At 70.0% G+C, this 16,048-nt stretch carries 18 protein-coding genes and 1 riboswitch; of the genes, 6 read left to right on the forward strand and 12 right to left on the reverse strand.

All coding sequences use genetic code 11. The annotated features are described in order from the left end of the window. Window positions 1-9 precede the first annotated feature (9 nt). The 9 genes from FVE25_RS09125 to FVE25_RS09165 form a co-directional block, all read right to left on the reverse strand. Complete coding sequence (locus tag FVE25_RS09125; protein ID WP_157245977.1) at window positions 10-744, reverse strand: response regulator; 735 nt, start codon at window positions 742-744, stop codon at window positions 10-12. 128 nt (window positions 745-872) lie between these two features. After that, entirely contained in the window at window positions 873-1,553 is a 681-nt protein-coding gene (locus FVE25_RS09130) for a sulfotransferase family protein (RefSeq protein ID WP_157245978.1), read from the reverse strand. Then, window positions 1,553-3,478: a multicopper oxidase family protein gene (locus FVE25_RS09135; RefSeq protein ID WP_157245979.1), complete on the reverse strand. Its 1,926-nt coding sequence runs from the start codon at window positions 3,476-3,478 to the stop codon at window positions 1,553-1,555. The genes FVE25_RS09130 and FVE25_RS09135 overlap by 1 nt, the downstream gene beginning before the upstream one ends. 78 nt (window positions 3,479-3,556) lie before the next feature. After that, on the reverse strand, window positions 3,557-4,264 hold the full coding sequence (locus FVE25_RS09140) for a response regulator (RefSeq protein WP_157245980.1): 708 nt from the start codon (window positions 4,262-4,264) through the stop codon (window positions 3,557-3,559). Next, on the reverse strand, window positions 4,233-4,994 hold the full coding sequence (locus FVE25_RS09145) for a sensor histidine kinase (protein ID WP_181019511.1): 762 nt from the start codon (window positions 4,992-4,994) through the stop codon (window positions 4,233-4,235). Before FVE25_RS09145 ends, FVE25_RS09140 begins: the two co-directional genes overlap by 32 nt. A 263-nt stretch (window positions 4,995-5,257) precedes the next feature. Then, complete coding sequence (locus tag FVE25_RS09150; protein WP_157245982.1) at window positions 5,258-5,548, reverse strand: antibiotic biosynthesis monooxygenase family protein; 291 nt, start codon at window positions 5,546-5,548, stop codon at window positions 5,258-5,260. After that, complete coding sequence (locus tag FVE25_RS09155; protein WP_219825401.1) at window positions 5,545-6,471, reverse strand: amidohydrolase family protein; 927 nt, start codon at window positions 6,469-6,471, stop codon at window positions 5,545-5,547. Before FVE25_RS09155 ends, FVE25_RS09150 begins: the two co-directional genes overlap by 4 nt. Window positions 6,472-6,476: 5 nt before the next feature. Further along, entirely contained in the window at window positions 6,477-7,214 is a 738-nt protein-coding gene (locus FVE25_RS09160) for an SDR family oxidoreductase (protein WP_157245983.1), read from the reverse strand. Further along, window positions 7,211-7,579 (reverse strand): TcmI family type II polyketide cyclase, encoded by a 369-nt coding sequence (locus FVE25_RS09165; RefSeq protein WP_157245984.1) that lies wholly within the window; start codon window positions 7,577-7,579, stop codon window positions 7,211-7,213. The genes FVE25_RS09160 and FVE25_RS09165 overlap by 4 nt, the downstream gene beginning before the upstream one ends. Window positions 7,580-7,724: 145 nt before the next feature. Between FVE25_RS09165 and FVE25_RS09170 the strand changes: the two genes are divergently transcribed. From FVE25_RS09170 to FVE25_RS09180, 3 genes are read left to right on the forward strand one after another with little or no spacing between them, the layout of a single operon-like run. Continuing rightward, complete coding sequence (locus FVE25_RS09170) at window positions 7,725-8,453, forward strand: SDR family NAD(P)-dependent oxidoreductase (protein ID WP_157245985.1); 729 nt, start codon at window positions 7,725-7,727, stop codon at window positions 8,451-8,453. A gap of 1 nt (window position 8,454) precedes the next feature. Next, window positions 8,455-8,781, forward strand: coding sequence for an antibiotic biosynthesis monooxygenase family protein (locus FVE25_RS09175; protein WP_157245986.1), 327 nt, complete (start codon window positions 8,455-8,457; stop codon window positions 8,779-8,781). Then, window positions 8,778-9,089, forward strand: a complete 312-nt coding sequence (locus FVE25_RS09180) for an antibiotic biosynthesis monooxygenase family protein (RefSeq protein ID WP_157245987.1) — start codon at window positions 8,778-8,780, stop codon at window positions 9,087-9,089. The genes FVE25_RS09175 and FVE25_RS09180 overlap by 4 nt, the downstream gene beginning before the upstream one ends. A gap of 48 nt (window positions 9,090-9,137) precedes the next feature. Here FVE25_RS09180 and rsgA read toward each other — a convergent pair whose 3' ends face one another. Continuing rightward, window positions 9,138-10,157 carry a ribosome small subunit-dependent GTPase A gene (gene rsgA / locus FVE25_RS09185; protein WP_246266824.1) on the reverse strand — a complete coding sequence of 340 codons (1,020 nt, stop codon included), beginning with the start codon at window positions 10,155-10,157 and terminating at the stop codon, window positions 9,138-9,140. Window positions 10,158-10,545: 388 nt separating this feature from the next. Here rsgA and FVE25_RS09190 point away from each other — a divergent pair, with 388 nt between their 5' ends. The 3 genes from FVE25_RS09190 to FVE25_RS09200 all read left to right on the forward strand — a co-directional run bounded on the left by FVE25_RS09190 (window position 10,546) and on the right by FVE25_RS09200 (window position 13,212). Continuing rightward, entirely contained in the window at window positions 10,546-11,106 is a 561-nt protein-coding gene (locus FVE25_RS09190; RefSeq protein ID WP_246266826.1) for a sigma-70 family RNA polymerase sigma factor, read from the forward strand. Then, on the forward strand, window positions 11,103-11,819 hold the full coding sequence (locus tag FVE25_RS09195; RefSeq protein WP_157245989.1) for an anti-sigma factor family protein: 717 nt from the start codon (window positions 11,103-11,105) through the stop codon (window positions 11,817-11,819). Before FVE25_RS09190 ends, FVE25_RS09195 begins: the two co-directional genes overlap by 4 nt. A 136-nt stretch (window positions 11,820-11,955) precedes the next feature. Beyond that, entirely contained in the window at window positions 11,956-13,212 is a 1,257-nt protein-coding gene (locus FVE25_RS09200) for a CHRD domain-containing protein (RefSeq protein WP_157245990.1), read from the forward strand. A 444-nt stretch (window positions 13,213-13,656) separates the two neighbouring features. Here FVE25_RS09200 and FVE25_RS09205 read toward each other — a convergent pair whose 3' ends face one another. Both FVE25_RS09205 and FVE25_RS09210 read right to left on the reverse strand, forming a co-directional pair. Continuing rightward, complete coding sequence (locus tag FVE25_RS09205) at window positions 13,657-14,910, reverse strand: serine hydroxymethyltransferase (protein WP_157245991.1); 1,254 nt, start codon at window positions 14,908-14,910, stop codon at window positions 13,657-13,659. A 26-nt stretch (window positions 14,911-14,936) separates the two neighbouring features. Further along, window positions 14,937-15,020, reverse strand: a riboswitch (ZMP/ZTP riboswitch). A 56-nt stretch (window positions 15,021-15,076) separates the two neighbouring features. Beyond that, window positions 15,077-16,030: a YihY/virulence factor BrkB family protein gene (locus FVE25_RS09210; RefSeq protein WP_246266828.1), complete on the reverse strand. Its 954-nt coding sequence runs from the start codon at window positions 16,028-16,030 to the stop codon at window positions 15,077-15,079. Window positions 16,031-16,048 lie beyond the last annotated feature (18 nt).

Genomic DNA, 16,048 nt, shown 5'->3' on the forward strand with positions numbered 1-16,048 from the left:
CGTGAAACGCTAGGAAGCGGCGTGCCGGATGTCTCCCGGGAACGGCCTGCCCTTCGCGGGGGAGGAGGCCGTCCCCTCAATGGTGTCTCCGTCGCGGCCGGGTTGGACGAGTCCGTTCTCGTAGGCGTAAATCACGACCTGCACCCGATCCCGCACCCCCAGCTTCTGATACAGATGCTGCACATGCGACTTCACCGTCGACTCCCCCAACACCAGCAACCGCGCAATATCCTCATTCCGGCACCCCCGCACCAGCAACCGGAAAACATCCACCTCCCGCTCCGTCAACCCCGCCAACCCCGGCACCACCCCCACCGGCACCACCGGACGCCGCGCAAACTCCGCAATCAACCGCCGCGTCACCGACGGCGACAACAAACCCTCCCCCACCGCCACCATCCGCACCGCCTCCACCAGCAACTCAGGAGACGAATCCTTCAACACAAAACCCGAAGCCCCCACCCGCAAAGCCTCAAACAACAACTCATCCTCGTCATACATCGTCAAAATCACCACCCGCGGCCCCACACCCCCACACAAACGCCGCGTCGCCTCCAACCCATCCATCCGCGGCATATTAATATCCATCAACACCACATCAGGCCGCCACAACTCCACCCCCCGAACCGCCTCCACCCCATTACCCGCCTCACCCACCACCACCACATCAGCCGCATCCTCAAACGTCGCCCGCAAACCCCGCCGCACCAACGGCTGGTCATCCACGATCATCAACCGGATCATGCCCGTCTCCTCCCCCTAGGGACGAGCACTACCCTGCGCCCTGTAGCTGACCTGTCGCAGAACGACGGCTGACCGTTGGCAGAGACGACCCGGCGGCCGGGCGCCGGCCGCCGGGACGCGACCGCCCGTCAGCGCCGCCGGGCGATGAGGCGCCGCACGCGCTCTCGCTCCTCCTGCTCGAAGGTGCGGGCGTCGTTGCCCCGGGGGAAGGGCTCTCCGGGTACGGCTTCGCCCAGGAAGTCGCACAGCGGCTCCCATCCCTGGGAGACGTCGTAGACCAGGAGACGTTGCTGGGGCACCTCGGCCACGACGTCCTTGATGTGCCGGTCGAACACCTCCAGGGCGTGGCGCCGGTCGGCCACGTTGCCCGCGAAAACCCTGCGCATGATGGCGGTATCGGTCATCCTCACGAACGCCGCGAGATCCGGGGCCAGCCACGAGACCAGCTTGAGGCCGATTCCGCCCGAGAGCCGGCGGGCGCGCCTCGCCTTCTTGAAGATGGTCCTGGTGGCGCTGTCGTACCAGGCGTCCGGGTCGCGCACGGTGAGGATGACCTTGGCGTCGGGGTAGCGGGCGGTCAGCTCGCGCCAGAACGCGGCGACGGGGAAGTCGACGGCGCTGCCGTAGCCCTGGAAGGCCCGGTCCCAGTCGACCTGGCGGCCTTCGGCGGCGTCGATCCAGGTACCGATCCTGGCGGGCTCCTCGACGATGTCGAACATGTGGTAGCAGGGTCCGTAGCCGAGCCGTTCCAGCGCCATCTTCAGCGAGGTGGTGCCGGTACGCCCGAAGCCGGCGCCGATGACCTTCATCAGTGCCCGCCGTGCCCGGCGGGGTGCCCGCCGAAGGTCATCATCTCGGTCGGCATGACCACGAACGGCCGCATCATGTGCACCTCGTGCTCAAGGGTGTGGCAGTGGTAGACGAAGCGGCCGACGGCGTCGAAGCGGACCGCGATGGTGATGAGCTCGCCGGTGAAGCCCTCGCCGCCCGCCGCCCGGATCACGTCCTTGCGGCCGAGTTCGTGCGGTTCGAGCACGCCCGGGCGAAGGTACTTGATCGGCTTGGTCGTCCCCCGCGCGGCCCTGGACCAGCCGCTGACGTCGTAGATGTCGCGGGCGACGGGGTGGAAGTCGACGGCGTGCAGGTGCATGGGGTGGGGCGGGCCGCCGAGGTCGAGGAAGCGCCACTCCTCCCATTGGCCGCGCTCGATGAGGAAGTTGGCCGTGTCGTTGAAGTTCTTGGAGATCCGCTTGAGCGTCTTGATCTGCCCGTCGGGGCCCTGGACCTGGACGATGCCGTCGCCGGGGATCGTCACGGTGGCGGGGTCGACCTCGGTCATCTCCCACTGCTCCGCCTCGGCGGGGGCGCCCGGCCGGGTCAGGACGATCCACCGGATTGCGTGGCCGGGAGGCAGGTCGGCGAGGGTGAACCGCTTGAACGTGGGCGAGAGCGTGGCGGGCAGGGCGAAGCGGTCGCCTCCGGTCTTGCCCGCGACCCGGAACTGCATGACGTCCGGCTCGTTGATGTTGTTCGACAGGTCGGGCTGGCCCGGGGTGATGCCCGGGCGGGTGTCCACGAGTTTGAGCGTCTTGCCGGCCAGTTCCCTGAAGTCCACGAGCACGTCCACCCGCTCGGCCGGGGACAGCACCAGCGGCCCGGTCAGCGGCGCGGGCGCGCCGAGCAGCCCCTGGTCGGTACCGATCAGCTTGAGCGCGCCCGGCACGACCTGGTTCTGCTCGTCGAGCACGACCAGGCGGTAGACCCGTGAGTTCGACATGTTGAGCAGCCGGAAGCGGTACCACCGGGCCTCCACGTCGGCGTAGGGCCAGATGACACCGTTGACCAGCGTGTACGGCCCGGCGAAGGGGACGATGATCTTCATCGGGCTGGCGATCTCCACTTTGTGGAGCAGCTGGCCCGTCGGCTTCTTGTTCGCGTCGAGGTCGAAGTTCCGGTCACACAGGATGAGGGGGATCTCGTACTTCCCCCGCGGCAGGCCGAGGGCGGCCTCCTCCTTGTCGCGGATGACGTACATCCCGGCCAGCCCGGCCATCTGCGTCCAGCGGGTCAGGTGCATCGCGTGATCGTGGTACCACAGCGTCGTGCCGGCCTGGGTGTTGGGATATTCGGACAGCTGGGCGTCGCCGGGCAGGATCACGTTCTCCCCCCAGCCGTCGTTGCCGGCGCCGACGTGCGCGCCGTGCAGGTGCACCGCCGCCCAGGGCGGGATCTGCTCGACGCCCGTGACCGGTTCCGTCTTCTCTCTGCCCGGCCAGTTGGTCGGCGGCTCGCCCGGGCGGCCGATGGCGTCCTCCGCGGCCCGCACCGCGATGATCGGCATCGTGCCCTCCAGCTGGTTGACCCAGGTCGCCCTGACCCGCTGGCCCCGCTCGACCTCGACGGTCGGCCCCGGGAAGGCGCCTTCGTAGGTCCACAGGGTGGAGGCGGGCAGCTCGGAGTGCAGCTTCCGCCGCACGGTCCGCATGCGGATCGTCAGCTCCCAGGTGGAGCCGCGCCGTTGCGGCCGTACCACCGGCGGGATCGGCAGCCTGTCCACGAACTTGCCGAGCACCAGCAGCGGGTCTCGCGGCGGCACCCCGCCCGCGCGGGTCCGCGTCGCCGTCGCCGCCTGGCTCCGGCCTAACCCCAGTCCCAGCGCGGCGACCCCCGCCGCGGAGGTGAGCAGCAGCTGCCGCCTGGTCGTTCCCTCTTGGTTCGCACCTGTATCGTCCACAGCGGTCACGGTAGGAACGACCTGTCCGGCGGGTCTTCCACCACTGTGATGAGAAACCGGCTCGTCCTTTGGACGATCTCAGGCTCTGCCGCCGTACGAAGCCGGGGCCGCGTTGATGAAGTCCCCGTCGCAGCCGGGTTGCACGAGTCCGTTTTCGTAGGCGTAAATCACGACCTGCACCCGATCCCGCACCCCCAGCTTCTGATACAGATGCTGCACATGCGACTTCACCGTCGACTCCCCCAACACCAGCAACCGCGCAATATCCTCATTCCGGCACCCCCGCACCAGCAACCGGAAAACATCCACCTCCCGCTCCGTCAACCCCGCCAACCCCGGCACCACCCCCACCGGCACCACCGGACGCCGCGCAAACTCCGCAATCAACCGCCGCGTCACCGACGGCGACAACAAACCCTCCCCCACCGCCACCATCCGCACCGCCTCCACCAGCAACTCAGGAGACGAATCCTTCAACACAAAACCCGAAGCCCCCACCCGCAAAGCCTCAAACAACAACTCATCCTCGTCATACATCGTCAAAATCACCACCCGCGGCCCCACACCCCCACACAAACGCCGCGTCGCCTCCAACCCATCCATCCGCGGCATATTAATATCCATCAACACCACATCAGGCCGCCACAACTCCACCCCCCGAACCGCCTCCACCCCATTACCCGCCTCACCCACCACCACCACATCAGCCGCATCCTCAAACGTCGCCCGCAAACCCCGCCGCACCAACGGCTGGTCATCCACGATCGCTATACGCACGCGCTTCATGCACCTTCTCCCCGATCGGTAATGAAGCCCGGACAAGGAATCCCCCGCCGGTTAATGGACCGCATTCGAATCTGCCGCCCTCCGCGACCACTCCCTCGCACATTCCGTTGAGCCCGTAACCCGCCATGGACGGCACGTGCTCGACCAGTTCGCCGGTGCCGCTGGTGACGCTCACCTCCAGCCTTTCGCCGAAGCCGAGATCGACGCGCACGGGCAGGTCGCCGCCGTGCTTGCAGGCATTGGTCAGCGCCTCCTGGACGAGCCTGAGCGCCACGTCGCCCACCCGCGCGCCGAGCTGCTGCTCGACTCCTCTGATGGCCAGCCGTACGGCGGGCGCCCCGCTCGGCAGGTTGGAGATCAGCGCGGCGACCTGCGCCGACAACGGCGCGAGCCAGCCCCCCGCCGGCGGGCGCCGGCCGCTCCTCAGCACTCCGACGGCCGAGCGGACCTGGCTCAGGACGTCGCTCACCGTCTCGTCGATCGCCTGGGCCACCGGCCTGGTCTGCGGTGCGAGCGCGGGCAGCGCCCGGGCGTGCATGGCGATGACGAGCAGCCCGTGCCCGATGCCGTCGTGGAGTTCCCTGGCGATGCGCCGTCGCTCCTCGAACGCCTCGGCCGAGCCGGTGGGAGCCCTGCCGGCGGCGCGCCGCCTGGCCAGCCAGACCCCCGAGGTGAGCAGCACCCCGATCACGATTCCGAGCAGAAGCTCCGCGAGATGGAGCCCCGGCATGACAGCCGTCCACTGATGCCGCGACAGCGTGGGCACCCCCTGTCTTCCCCCGAGCGGCGTCTGCCAGCCAATCCCCCGATTGACAGCTGAAAGCAGAACTTTCACGGCAGAAGCCGAAGATCTACGCTGCCACAGTAGGAGAAGTTTCGGCATTTAACAAGGAATCGCACTATTGGACGGTTAACACAGTATGTCAGGATTCCGAGTTTCGGACATGGCTAATACCACCTTCAGGAGAAGGCGGTATTAAGCCTGGAATGCCATCAGTAATGATGCAGGATCCGCTGCACCTCCATCCGGGAGGACTCCCGCAACCCGCGCAGGTCGGCCGTCATGTCATCCTGCTCGGGGCTGCGTTCGAACCGGCGGAAGGTCTCCTCGTCCGCCCAGTCCGACAAGAGCACGAAAGCCTCGTCCGTACGGCAGAGCGACTGCCTCAGGCAACCCGGCTGGCCCCTGACCCACGAGGCCGCCTTCCGCCAGGCGCGCTCGAACTCTTCCGTGTGCTCCCGCCGTACCGTCATGACCAGCACGACGCGGACGGGCCCCTTCACGCCCGCACCCCCAGCCCGAACACGCGCGCGGCGTTCGCCGACAGCACGCCCGCCTCCACCGCCGAGACCAGCTCCACCATGCGCGTCAGCTCGCTCATCAGCGGCGGCGCGTCGGTCCCGAACAACAGCTGCCCGGGGCCGAACACCTCGAGGTTGGCCCGGAGCTGGGCGGCGTTGGGGCAGGAGGTGTCGACCAGCAGCCGGCGCATCGAGTCGCTGGGCAGCCATCGGCGGGCCGGCCCGTCGTGGCCGCGGCCCGGGCGTGGCGCCATGGCCAGGTCGAGCTTCTCGGGAAGCAGGGCGAGCGCGGCGCCGCCACCGGGCGCGATGAGCTGGAGCCCGGGGTGGCGTTCGAGCCGCCCGGAGCACACCAGGGCGGCGACCCCCATGGTGACGTCGTTCAGCCTGCCCAGGTGCTCGACCAGGCCCGGTCCCAGGTCCAGGATCGCCTCCGTGCCCACGGGCTCGGCGGGCGGGTGCAGGAGCACCGGCACGCCGGTTTCCGCGGCGAGGGCGAAGAAGTCGTCGGCTCCCGGCGAGCTGAGGAAGCGGCCCTCGACGCTGGTGTTGACGATGAGGCCGACGAACTCCGGCTCGGCGAGCAGATCGGCCGCCTGCCGCAGCATCGCCTCGCCGCCGAACGGGTCGAGGTAGGCGTAACAGCGCAGGTGGGCGGGGTGGCGCCGGGCCAGCTCGGCGAGCGCCTCGTTGTGGCCCCGTACGGTCGCGGCGTCCTGGCGGTAGTTCGCCGCTCCCGTGCCGGGCAGCATGGAGCCCGCCCCGACCGGGCTGCCGATGATCGTCAGGTCGATCCCGAGCGCCAGCTTGGCCTCGATCATCGCCTCCGGGTCGTGCAGCCCCGGCGGGCCGCCGGAGCGCCGCTCACCGGGCGGGGCCAGATGGCCGTGCACGTCGACGAGCATGCCGCTCAGCCCGCTCTCGCCGGACCGGCCAGCGCGCTGCTGAAGCCGAACAGGCCCATCACCGGCACCAGGCTGCCGTACAGTCCGTCGGAGGCCGTGCCGGTCAGGAACGCCACGACCCTGGCCACCAGGTCGGGTGAGACGGTCTGCGTGAAGTCCACGTGCGGCCGCTCCTTCCTGGCCTGCGGCGTGTCGGCCATCGTCAGGATCACCGCGTTGGCGTGGATGTCGCGGTGCTTCACCTCGTGGGAGAGCGCGCGCATCCACGTGATCAGCGCGGCCTTGCTCGCCGCGTATCCGCCGAGAGCGGCCAGCGGTTCGGCGGCCAGCGGCGAGCCGAAGAACACCAGCCGCCCGCCGCTGCGCAGATGCGGCAGTACGGCCCGCGTCGCCTTGACCGCGGACAGGAAGTTCACCCGCATCAGCCGCTCGTAGTCCTCGTCCTCGGTCAGGGCGACCGGGCCGGCGTGGAAGCCGCCCACCATGTGGATCAAACCGTCGAGCCGGCCGAACTGAGAGATCGTGGCCTGGGCCGCCGCCCGGGCCCCCTCGCCGGTCGTGACGTCGGCGGCGAGCGTCTCGACCCGGCCGGGAGCGCCGTAGATCCGGTAGAGCTCGGCCAGCCGCTCCTCGTTCCGCCCGGTGAGCATCAGCATGTCGCCACGCTTGGCCAGCAGGGCGATCGTGGCCTCGGCCACCGGCCCGGTGGCCCCGGTGATCAGGTAGGACCCGCCCTCGCTCATGCCTCGGCACCCTCGCGCGGCGCCACGCGCGTGGTGATGTGCTCCATGGACATGCGCATGAAGAACGCGCGGGCGCCGTCGGGAGTGCTCGCGTCGCGCCGGTCCTCCTCCACCACGTACTTGTCCAGCTCGCTTTCCACGTACTGGATGCTGGGGTCCTGCGAGACGTGGGCCATGAGCGCGGGAAGGCTGCCCTCGATCTCGATCATCCGGACCACGATGCCGTCCTTCATGAAGACGGACGTGCTGAGCATCCTCGTGCCGTCGGCCGCCACCCGCTCCGGAGGAGCGTAGTTGGCGAGCAGATCCCGCACCTTGTCCTCGGTGCCGGGCTTGATCCTGAACATGATCGCCAGTCGCTGCATGCGACCCTCCCCTGTGTGTCGGATACGGCGTCAGCCTCACGCGCCGGGGCTCGGCCGTCTTCCTGCCGGGGTACCGATCCCGGCCTCCTCTGCGCGGAGGAGGCGCGGTCCCGTGGGTGGTAGACAGCGCTGATACGCAGGAGACATGGACATCCGACTGGACGGCAAGGTCGCCCTCGTGACGGGCGGCACCCGGGGAATCGGCAGGGCGGTGACGCTCGCGCTGGCCAGATCAGGCGCCGGCGCCGTGGCCTGCTACCGGAACGAATCGGAAGCGGTGGAAACGCTGGCCCACGAGCTCAAGACCATCGGCGGCGAGCACCGCCTGACGAGGGCGGACGTGGCCGAGCCCGCCGACGTCTCCAGGCTGATCGCCGAGTGCGAGAACACGTTCGGCCGGTTGGACGTCGTGGTGTGCAACGCCGGCGTGATCTCCCACGTGCCCTTCGCCGAGCTGACCCTCGAGGAATGGGGACGGATCGTCGACACCAACCTGACCGGGGCCTTCACGGTCGCGCAGCGGGCGCTGCCGCTCATGCGCCCGGGCTCCTCCCTGATCTTCGTCGGCTCGCGGGTGGCCTCGGTCGGGCTGCCGCTGCGCGCCCACTACACAGCGTCCAAGGCGGCGCTGACCGGGCTGACCCGCACGCTCTGCAAGGAGCTCGGGCCGCTCGGCATCCGGGTCAACGTGGTGGCTCCCGGGATCATCGACACGGTCGAGCTGCCCGCCGAGCGCGCCGACCAGTACAAGCGCATCATCAGCCTCGGCCGGCTGGGGCTGCCGGAGGAGGTCGCGAACGTGGTCGTCTTCCTGGCCGGCGACGCGGCGAGCTACGTCACCGGCGAGATCATCAACGTGGACGGAGGCACCTGACATGGCCAGTCCCGGCTTCCGCGTCATCCTCACGATGAACATCCGCAGCGGCATGGAGGAGGAGTTCGAGCGGGTCTGGCGGTCGGTGGGCGCCGCGGTCACCGACCATCCGGCCAACCTCGGCCACTGGCTGATGCGCAGCACCGGCGAGGAGGGCGTCTACTACATCTGCAGCGACTGGGTGGACGAGCGGCGCTTTCGCGAGTTCGAGGAGAGCTGGGAGCACGGTGAGCACCGCGCGCTGCTCCACCCGTACCGGGAGTCGGCCACGATCACCACCATGCACGTGGTGGGATCCCTGCTCAAGCCCGCCGGGGAGGTCGCGTGAGCCCGGCCGAGGTGCGGGTGCTGCTGTGGTACCGCGCGCCCGAGGGCGCGGAGCACCAGGTCGTCGCCGCCTTCCACAAGATCAGCACCCAGCTGCGCGGGACTCCGGGGCTGCTCGGCAGCGAGCTGTGGCGTCCCGTGCACGACGGCGCCGACTTCGTCGTGGTCAGTGAGTGGGAGAACCTGCAGGCGTTCGAGACCTGGGAACGCGGCAACGGCCACAAGGACGCCACCGCGCCCCTGCGGCCCTACCGCGACCCGCGCCGCGAACGGCCGTTCCTCCTGCTCGAGGTGGTCGCGTCCTACTGACGAGCCGGGCGCCCCAAGGGCCGCAGGGCAGCCCTCGGGGTGGATCGGTCAAGGACGGTTGCGGCCGGAGCGGCGCATCTCCTTGTGGATGATCTTCCACTTGTTCTGTTGTTCCTTGCGCAGCCTGGCGTCCGTCCGGGTGGCCATCCACGCCGCCTCGCGCTGCAGCTTGCGCCAGCTGAGCAGCCGGCGCTCGGGCAGCTCCCCGCTCTCCACCGCGGCCAGCACCGCGCACCCCGGCTCCTCGTCGTGCCCGCAGTCGCCGAACCGGCACGCCCGGGCCAGGTCGTCGATGTCGGAGAAGACGAGGTCGACCCCGTCGGTCATGCCGAACAGGCCGACCCGGCGGATGCCGGGGGTGTCGATGACGAGGCCGCCGCCGGGCAGCGGGATGAGCTCGCGGTGCACGGTGGTGTGGCGGCCGCGGCCGTCGCCCGCGCGGACGAGCTGGGTCTCCATGACCTCGCCGCCGGCCAGGGCGTTGACGAGCGTGGACTTGCCCGCGCCGGACGGCCCGAGGACGACGGCGGTCCTGGAGCCCTCCAGGTAGGAGCGCACCAGCTCGACGCCGTCACCCAGCAGGGACGAGACGGCGTGCACGTCCACCCCGGGCGCGGCGGTGCGCACGTCGGCCAGCAGCTCGTCCAGCCCGTCCTCGAACAGGTCGGACTTGGTGATGAGCACGACGGGCGTGCCGCCGGACTCCCAGGCCAGCGCGACGAGCCGCTCGATGCGGGCCAGGTCGGCGAAGTCGGTGGCGTGCATGGACGGCTCGGCCACGAAGACGACGTCCACGTTCGCGGCCAGCACCTGTCCTTGCCCGTCGTTCGACAACCCCCCTCGAGAGGTACGGCTGACGCCGCCCCGGACGAACGAGGTGTGCCTGGGCAGGATCGCGTCGAGCTCGTAGCGGCCCTCGTCGAGCAGGCGCAGCGCGGCCCAGTCGCCCACGCACGGGAGCGCGACCGGATCCTCGGCAGAGGCGCGGCGCACGCGGGCGCCGTATTTGACCTGATGCTGGCCGTCGGCCGCGATCACGTCGGCGGCGCCGCGGTCGACGCGCGACACGCGGGCCGGAAGGGTATCGGCAGGCAGCTCGGCGGCCAGAGAGCCGGTCCAGCCGAGCAGAGAAAGATCGTAAATCAAGGTTGGTGACACCTTCGAGGATGTGGGAATCCCCGGGTCACTCGATCAGCTGAGCACCCGGAGGCTGATGGACGACAGGCTCGTCAGAACAACCCGCATGCGTCCTCACCTCCCAGCTCTGGGCGCGCCGGTGCGCGCCCGGCCACTGTACGCGGCCGCGGGCGATCACGGCAACTTCACAACGTCGTTGAACCTTCGCCGCGCCGCCCTCCGTACTCTCTGCCGACGCCGGATTTCGCCGGCCCAACCGGAAAGGGGCATGATGCGACTCAGCACCTACCCCTCAGTGTCGGCTGACGGAGCCGTATCCATGCCGAAACCTGGACTGCGCACGCTGGTCCGGCATCTGCGCCCGGCCGGGCGGGGCGAGGACGAGCGCGCGGTCACCGCGCTCTACCGCGAATACCACCGGCCGCTTCTGGCGTTCGTGGCACGGCTGGTCGGCGGCGATCGGCAGTGGGCGGAGGACGTGGTGCAGGAGACCATGATCCGGGCCTGGCGCAGCGCGGACCAGCTCGACGGCGAGGCCGCTTCGCTGATGCCCTGGCTCGCCACGGTCGCCCGTCGTATCGTCATCGATGACCGGCGGCGCAAGGACGCTCGTCCACAGGAGTCAGGTGACGGGCCGCTGGAGAGCGTCCCCGTCCCCGACGAGATGGAGACTCTGCTGCACCAGGTGGTCGTGTCGGAGGCGCTGAAGTCGTTGTCACCTGCGCACCGCGAGATTCTCAACGAGACGATCCTGCGCGACAGGTCGGTCAACGACGCCGCCGAAGCGCTGGGGATCCCTGTGGGCACGGCGAAGTCCCGGGTCTACTACGCGATCCGCGCGTTGCGTGTCGCGCTGGAGGAGAGAGGGGTGACGGCGTGAGCGCGAGGGTGGAGCACACCGATGTGGGCGCCTACGCCCTGGGCCTGCTGGAGGCCGACGACAAGCGGGCGTTCGAGGCGCATCTGGCCACCTGCCCGGCGTGTACGGCGGAGCTGGCCGAGTTGTCGGGCATGGCGGGCGTGCTGACCGGTGTGGGCCCGATCGAACCCGACGTGGCGGACGAACCCGGGGAGGCCCGGGTCGTCGACCTTCTCAGGCGGCGCAAGGCGGCCGACCGGCGCACCCGCCGGGGCACGCTGGTGATCGGCGTGGCGGCGGCGGTGACGCTAGTGGCGGGCGGCATCGCGGTGGGCGCCGGGCTCGGCCCCTCTCCGCAGCCGATAGCCGAGGGAGCGCACCATCCCGGGGCGGGCCCGGCCGAGCAGTTCTACGAGGAGGGCACCCCGGCCGTGGGCACGAGCACGAGCGGCGTGCGCGGCGGCGTGGTCTACGAGTCCAAGAAATGGGGCACGCACGCCGCGCTCAAACTCGAAGGCGTCAAAGGACCTTTGGAGTGCGAGCTGATCGCGGTCGCCAAGAACGGCGCGCGCAAATCGATGACCGGATGGGCCGTGCCGCCGCCCGGATATGGCGTCGAAGGCCAGCCGAACCCGCTTTACATGCACGGCGGCAGCGCGTGGAGCGCGGACCAGATCGACCGCTTCGAAGTCGTCACGTCAACGGGCTTGACCCTGCTCACCGTCGATATCTGAATACGCTTTCCCAGCCCTCTCACCTGCGGTGGGAGGGCTTTTTCAATTTCTTGGAAACTTCGTTGAACCGTTCCGTGGTGATCGCGCGTACTGCCTGCCGTACCGAGGGAGAATCACCCAGTAAAAGAGGTTAACGATGCTGACGTTCGCCATTTCCGGCGCAATTCTGGCCGCTTCCCTTTCGCCGGTGCACACCGGCTCGCCCGACGTCTATCTTGCCGCCGGGCTGCGCGGCGCGAACGAGGTGGGCGTGAAGGGCGACGGTGACGGCCGGGCCACCGTGGTGCTGAAGATCAGCGGCGGCAAGGTGACGTTCGCGATCCGGTGGAACAAGGTGGAGGCGCCGTCCGCCGCCCACATCCACCTCGGCGCCAAGGGCGTCAACGGCGAGGTCAAGCTCGACCTCTTCAAGCGGCCGCTGCCCAAGAGCGTGCTCGGCGTGACCGGCACCGCCACCGCCGACGCGGACCTGGTCGAGCAGCTCACCGCCGATCCCGCCGGCTTCTACGCCAACCTCCACAACGCCGCCTTCCCCAAGGGCGCGCTCCGCGGCCGGTTCCACAGGCTCGCCAAGCCCGTGGACCTCAACGGCGTCCTGCACGGCAGCAACGCGGCCGCCCTCTCGTCCAGGGCCGACGGCGCCCAGGAGGTCCAGGCCGGCGACGGCAAGAGGCGCGGCGACGACGACGGCGCCGCCACCTGGTGGCTGCGTCCCAACGGCGCCGCCCTCGCCTACACCGCCACCTGGACCGGCGTCGACGCCCCCACCAACGGCCACGTCCACAAGGGCGCGCCGGGCAAGAACGGCGACGTCGTGGCCGACCTGTTCGCCGACGCCAAGGGGCTGCCGCAGAACCTGACCGGCGTGGCCGGCGAGGCGCCCGTCCCCCGCGGAGTCGTCAAGCGCATCGCCGCCGACCCGGGCGCGTACTACTCCAACCTGCACACCACCGGCTTCGACGGCGGCGCGGTCCGCGGCCGGTTGTCCGGCCGCGCGTTCGGCCACCCCCGGGCGATGACCGCCGACGTCCTCGAGGGCGCCCAGCTCTACCAGTGCAAGGGCGGCGCGTTCGTCCAGCTCGGCGTCACGGCCAAGCTGCGCCGCGGCATCGCGCACGACTTCGCCGACGCCTTCGACGGCCCGCCGCAGTGGATCACCCCCGACGGCAGCGCCGTGCGCGGCAAGCTGGTCACCAAGACCCCGAACGGCGAGGGCAACATCCCCGAGCTGGTCCTCGACGCCACCCAGTCCGGCAAGCGCGGCGGCCTGCTCTCCTTCGCCACCACGATCCTCCGCCTCAACACCACGGGCGGCGTGGCGCCGACGGGCCCGTGCAAGACCGGCCGCCGCGTCCAGGTCCCGTACGGCGCCGACTACCTCTACCTCGGCTAACCCCGGCCCGGCCGGACCAAACCCGGCGAAGGCCCGCAAGGCCGCAAGGCCCCCAGCCCTCGGCCCGAAGGCGACGCAGCCTCGCCTTCCGGCCCTCCCCGCCGGTTTCCGGATCCCTGTCCCCCAGACCCGGTCAACCGGCCCGTCTCCGGAGCCTGCCCTCTCCGGAGACCCGGCGCCCGCCGCTCATCCCCCGAGAGCGGCGGGCGCCGATGTCTCGTGCGGGTACGGCGGGCCGCCCGTTTCCAGGTGTCGGCCGACCCACTTGGCCGGCTGAGAAAGCGGCCGTAACGGCGAGAAGGCCCGCGCCCGGCGGCCGTGAGACCGATGGGCGCGAGCCAGAGGCGGCGGGCGGTGGCCCGCACGGCCCCGCCGTACAAAATCCAGCGCCGTCGAGACGGAAAGCCCCGCGTGGCCGTCGAGACGGAAGCCCGCCCGCGGGGGCTAGGAAATGCCGGGGGCGGGGAACTGGGCGGTGAGTTCGCTGACCTCGTGGTGGACGCGGGTGATGACGTCCTCGGCGTCGCCCTTGGCCAGGGCGGTGACGACCTCGTCCATCCAGGCGCCGATCTGTCGCATCTCGGCCTCCTTCATGCCCCGGCTGGTGACCGACGGGGTGCCGATGCGGATGCCGGAGGGGTCGAAGGGCTTGCGGGTGTCGAACGGGACGGCGTTGTAGTTGGTCTCCAGGCCGGCCCGGTCGAGCGCCTGGGCGGCGGGCTTGCCGCCGATGCCCTTCGGGGTGAGGTCGAGCAGGATGAGGTGGTTGTCGGTGCCGCCGGACACGAGGTCGAAGCCTCGGCTGGACAGCTCCTCGGCCAGCGCCTTGGCGTTGGCGACGATCTGGTGGGCGTACGCCTTGAAGGCGTCGGTGTTCGCCTCGTGCAGGGCCACGGCGATGGCGGCGGTGGTGTGGTTGTGCGGGCCGCCCTGCAGGCCGGGGAAGACGGCCTTGTTGAGCGCCGTGGCGTGCTCGTCGGCGGTGGCCATGAGCATGGCGCCGCGCGGGCCGCGCAGGGTCTTGTGGGTGGTGGTGGAGATGACGTCGGCGTGGCCCACGGGCGAGGGGTGGGCGCCGCCGGCGACCAGGCCGGCGATGTGGGCGATGTCGGCGGCGAGGACGGCGTCCACCTCGCGGGCGACGGCGGCGAATGCCTCGAAGTCGATGGTGCGCGGGATGGCGGTGCCGCCGCAGAAGATCAGCTTGGGCCGGTGCTCCAGGGCCAGGGCGCGGACCTCGTCCATGTCGACGCGGCCGGTGTCCTTGCGGACGCCGTAGCGGACCGGGTTGAACCACTTGCCGGTGGCGCTGACCGACCAGCCGTGGGTCAGGTGGCCGCCGAAGGGCAGGCCCATGCCCATGACGGTGTCGCCGGGCTGGAGGAAGGCCAGGTAGATGGCGAGGTTGGCGGGCGAGCCCGAATACGGCTGGACGTTGGCGTGGTTGACGCCGAACAGCGCCTTGGCCCGCTCGATGGCCAGGGCCTCGACCTGGTCGATGACCTGCTGGCCCTCGTAGTAGCGCTTGCCGGCGTAGCCTTCGGAGTACTTGTTCGTCAGAACCGTGCCGGTGGCCTCGAGCACCGCCTTGGAGACGTAGTTCTCCGAGGCGATCAGCTTGACGGTGTCGGCCTGGCGGCGCTCCTCCGCCTTGACCAGCTCCGCGATCTGCGGGTCGACGCTAGCGAGAGAAGACATGGCACTCCTGTCATCGTTGACATCCTCGCGGAGACCCAGGCGCTCGGCCTCCGCACCTTCCGCTCCCCGGTGGTTCAGGCCCACCTTATGCGCCAGTCGCGACGCCCTAGACGATAGCGGAAGGCGCTCGGGCCGGTGTGAGCGGAAGGTCCGCGGCAGCCGCCGCCTATCTCCCGATATTTCCTCGGGCGTCACCCCAAAGCCGGTCGACTTCGGCGTTCAAGATGGCCCCGATGAGCACGGCCAGCGCGGTGATGTAGAGCCAGAGGAGGACGGCGATCGGCGCCGCCAGCGAGCCGTAGATCGAGACCGGCGAGATCCACGCGGCCAGCACCGACCGCAGCACGGCCGCGCAGACGATCCACAGGAACAACGCCAGGATCGCCCCCGGCAGCTCGCGGAACCAGCGGGTCCGCACCGGCACGCTCACGTGGTAGAGCACGCTCAGGAAGAGCACCGAGCCGACGATGACCACCGGCCAGTAGGCGAAGTCGATCACCGGCGCGTACTGCGCGGGCAACGTCTCCCTGAGCAGGGTGGGCCCGATGACCAGCACCGGCATGACGATGATGCCGATGACCAGCCCCACGATGTAAAGGCCGAAGGACATGAGGCGGGTGCGCACGATCCCGCGTTCCTCGCCGAGCCCGTAGGCGACCGAGATGAGGTCCACGTAGACGTAGAGGGCCCGCGACCCGGACCACAGCGACAGCAGGAATCCCAGCGAGATGATCGAGACCTTGCCGGCGTCGTCGCTGAGCACGTCGGCGATGAGCGGCTTGACGACCTTCTCGACCGCGTCCGCGGTGAACAGCACCCCGGCCTGGTCGAGCACCCACTGCTCGACCTTGCCCACGTTCTCCTTGCCCAGCCAGACGCCCAGCTTGGCCAGCACGCCGATCAGCCCGAGCACGAACGGCGGCAGCGACAGCAGCGCGAAGAACGCCGCCTCCCCCGCCAGCCCGGTCACCCGATAGTCCACCCCGGCGTTCGTCGTGGCGCGCACGAGCGCCCACGACTTGGTGTCGCGCACCCAGCTCAGGTGGGTCCTGACCTTGGTCAGGGCCTGCCTGCGCTGCTTGCGAGGGGTGCGCCGGGTGGGCGCATCGGTCGACGTCATGGCACCAACGCTTCTCGC

It is taken from the genome of Nonomuraea typhae, assembly GCF_009760925.1.
In the GTDB taxonomy this organism is placed as follows: Bacteria; Actinomycetota; Actinomycetes; order Streptosporangiales; family Streptosporangiaceae; genus Nonomuraea; species Nonomuraea typhae.